The sequence below is a fragment of the Dietzia sp. SLG310A2-38A2 genome, assembly GCF_014145095.1.
Taxonomy (GTDB): Bacteria; Actinomycetota; Actinomycetes; order Mycobacteriales; family Mycobacteriaceae; genus Dietzia.
In genome coordinates, this window is the sequence record NZ_JAALDX010000469.1 from 1 (window position 1) to 3,243 (window position 3,243).

The following is a 3,243-nucleotide window of genomic DNA, read 5'->3' on the forward strand; positions in this document are numbered from 1 at the left end:
AAACGACGCACCCGCCGCGTGGGTCGGGTGCGTCGATTCGCCGGAGCAGAGAACGATCAGGAGATGGCCTGCGTCAGCTCCTCGCCGAGCGACCGCGCCTCGTCGGGGGTCAACTCCACGACGAGGCGTCCGCCACCCTCGAGAGGGACGCGCATGACGATCCCGCGGCCCTCCTTGGCCGCTTCCATCGGTCCGTCACCGGTCCTGGGCTTCATAGCCGCCATCGGGTCGATTCCCTTCGTCCTTGGCAGTGGGCCGCGTCCTGTGAGGACGGCCGGGCCCACGTGCGGTGTTGCTGAGTGGATGTTGCGATTCTAGCGCGTCACACCGTGCCCGGACGCCGGAGCGCGTTCTGGGTCCACCTCGTCGGTTGTCTCCCCGACGTTTCCTTCACCGGCGAGTAGGGCGCGGAGGCGGTCGATCTCGGTGGCCGCCTCCTCGAGCGCCCAGTCGACCTCGGACATCGTGTAGCCGCGCGCGGACATCCCGAATCGGACCGACCGCAGATCGTCCCCGGTGAGCGGCCCCTCGGGCAGCATCGTGACCGTGTGTCCCCGCGCCACCGCCGGCAGTGGTTCCGAACGGCCGAAGACCACGATCGACAGGGCATAGAGCGCCGCCGCCACGATCAGGGTGACCACCACATAGATGACGATGGTGAGCATGCGCGCGAGCCTCTCCTCTGATCCGGGCCGGGCCTCCAGTCTGGCACACGCCTCGCGGCGGTGGGCCTGCCCGAGTCAGGCGAGCCCGCGGACCGTTCGCGCAGGTGGGCGGGTTCCCATGATGGAGGCCACCATCTCCACCGAGCGGCGTGTCGCACGTACGTCGTGGGTGCGGAACACGCGGGCGCCCATCATCGCCGCGACGGAGGTCGCCGCCAGGGTGCCCTCGGCGCGGTCGTCGATTCCCGCGTCCAGGGTCTCGCCGATGAAGTCCTTGTTGCTCAGCGCCATCAGGACGGGATGGCCGAGGGCCACGATCTCGTCCATCCGTCGCAGGAGTTCGAGGCCGTGGAAGGTGTTCTTGCCGAAATCGTGGGTGGGGTCGACCAGGATCCCGTCCGCGGGGACCCCCGCGGCGATGGCCCGTTCGGCGGCAGCGGACAACTCCGAGACCACGTCGAGGACGACATCGGGGTAGCCCACCCGGAAGGGCCGGGTGCGCGGGACCGCACCCCCGGTGTGGGAGCACACGAACCCCGCCCCCGCCTCGCCGGCCGCGGTCAGGACCTCGGGATCGTGTCCCGCCCACGTGTCGTTGACCAGGTCGGCGCCGGCGGACAGTGCCCGACGGGCGACCGGCCCGCGCCAGGTGTCCACGGAGATCACCACGCCCGGGTACCTGTCCCGTACCGCCTCGACGAAGGGGACGACCCGCCGGACCTCCTCGCGAGCGTCCACCAGTTCGCCCGGACCCGCCTTGACCCCACCGATGTCGAGGATGTCCGCGCCGTCCGCCACGCACTGGTCGACCCGGCGCATCGCCGCCACATCGGTGAAACTCGCTCCGCGGTCGTAGAAGGAATCCGGGGTGCGGTTGACGATCGCCATCACCAGCGGCCGGTCCACCGGGACAGGGCGACCACAGAGCGTGGGCGACGGCACGACGGCCGGTGGCGTCACCGTCGCCCTCCGCAGGCGTCGAGGGCTGCCTCGAGGTCCTCGCAGACCACGAGACTGTCGAACGCCTGCGGCTTGACCAGCCCGGCCTCGACGAGACCACCGACCCAGTCCAGCAGTGGTCGGTAGAAGCCGATCGGGTCGTAGAGCACGACCGGCTTGTAGTGGAAACCGAGCGAGGCGGACGTCCACACCTCGAACATCTCCTCCATGGTCCCGATTCCCCCGGGCAGGGTCAGGAACGCGTCGGAGCGCTCCTCCATCTCGCGTTTGCGTTCCCGCATCGTGGTGACCACCACCAACTCATCGGCGGCGGTATCGGCCACCTCACGCACCCGCAACCCCTCGGGGATGACGCCGACCGTCCTGGCTCCGCCGTCCCGCGCCGCCTCGGCGACAGCGCCCATCATGGACACGTTGCCGCCACCGGAGACCAGGGACCACCCACGACGGGCGATACCGGTGCCCACCTCGGCGGCGATCCCCAGCAGCGCGGGGTCGTGGGTCGAGGACGCGCAGTAGACGCACACCCTGCGACCGGGAACGGGCGCCATCAACGCTCGACCCCGCGGTGCTCCTCGCCGAACAGATCCTCGCGCTGCTCTGCGGTCAGCGCGACCCGGTGGTGTGCCTCGCGGATGTACTCCACCGTCTCGGCCACGGAGTCGGTGACCAGGAACAGGTCGAGGTCGGACGCCGAGATCATGCCCTGCTCGGCCAGGGTGCCCCGGATCCAGTCGACCAGCGGGGACCAGAAGTCCACCCCGAGCAGCACGATCGGGAACCGGGTGATCTTGTCGGTCTGGACCAGGGTGATGGCCTCGAAGAACTCGTCGAGGGTGCCGAAGCCGCCCGGGGTACAGACGAACGCCTGCGTGTACTTGACGAACATCGTCTTGCGGACGAAGAAGTAGCGGAAGTGCAGGCCCAGGTCCACCCAGCGGTTGATCCCCTGCTCCATGGGCAACTCGATCCCCAGGCCCACGGACTCGCCGTCCGCCTCCCAGGCGCCCTTGTTGGCGGCCTCCATCTGACCGGGTCCACCGCCGGTCACCACCGCGTATCCCGCCTCCGCGAGCGCCCGTCCCAGCTCCACCGCCTGCTCGTAGGCGGGATCCCCCGGACGGGTCCGCGCCGAGCCGAAGACGCTCACCGCGTCGGGTAGCTCCGCCAGGGCGCCGAACCCGTTGACGAACTCGCTCTGGATGCGCAGGACCCGCCACGGGTCGGTGTGCAACCAGTCGGTGTCCTGGTTGGTGTCCAGCAGCCGTTGGTCGGTGGTCGTCCGATCGCCGCCCTTCTCCCGTCGCAGGAGGAGCGGGCCGCGCAGGTGTACTGAGTCGTTCGGTGCCATCAGGGGAGGGTCTCCTACTGGGGTGGGTTCCGGGCTGGTGGATTCCGTGTCGTGGCGGTTCGGGGTTCAGCCGGAGGTGGTGAGGTAGGCGCGGAGCACCTCGGCCACCTCGGTGATCTGGGCGGCCGGGCAGTGTTCGTCCCGCTTGTGCGCCAGGCCGGGGTCGCCGGGCCCGAGATTGACGGCGGGGATGCCCAGTGCCGCGAACCGCGACACATCGGTCCACCCGTACTTCGCCCGCACCCTCCCGCCCGCCGCTCGCACCAG

The 3,243-nt window shown here is 70.1% G+C and carries 6 protein-coding genes; all 6 read right to left on the reverse strand.

The window, feature by feature from the left end; translation table 11 throughout:
- Positions 1 to 56 precede the first annotated feature (56 nt).
- Positions 57 to 224 (reverse strand): DUF3117 domain-containing protein, encoded by a 168-nt coding sequence (locus G6027_RS15285; protein WP_081615186.1) that lies wholly within the window; start codon positions 222 to 224, stop codon positions 57 to 59.
- Between the two features lie 90 nt (positions 225 to 314).
- Complete coding sequence (locus G6027_RS15290) at positions 315 to 665, reverse strand: DivIVA domain-containing protein (RefSeq protein ID WP_182637915.1); 351 nt, start codon at positions 663 to 665, stop codon at positions 315 to 317.
- 75 nt (positions 666 to 740) lie between these two features.
- A complete protein-coding gene (gene folP, locus G6027_RS15295) occupies positions 741 to 1,553 on the reverse strand; it encodes a dihydropteroate synthase (protein ID WP_187702941.1) in 813 nt (270 codons plus the stop codon).
- 68 nt (positions 1,554 to 1,621) lie between these two features.
- Positions 1,622 to 2,176 carry a TIGR00730 family Rossman fold protein gene (locus G6027_RS15300; protein ID WP_182637917.1) on the reverse strand — a complete coding sequence of 185 codons (555 nt, stop codon included), beginning with the start codon at positions 2,174 to 2,176 and terminating at the stop codon, positions 1,622 to 1,624.
- Complete coding sequence (locus G6027_RS15305; RefSeq protein WP_182637918.1) at positions 2,176 to 2,976, reverse strand: TIGR00730 family Rossman fold protein; 801 nt, start codon at positions 2,974 to 2,976, stop codon at positions 2,176 to 2,178. Before G6027_RS15305 ends, G6027_RS15300 begins: the two co-directional genes overlap by 1 nt.
- 66 nt (positions 2,977 to 3,042) lie before the next feature.
- Positions 3,043 to 3,243, reverse strand: a 201-nt coding sequence (locus G6027_RS15310; protein WP_346995762.1) for a M20/M25/M40 family metallo-hydrolase, incomplete at its 5' end; no start/stop codon positions are given.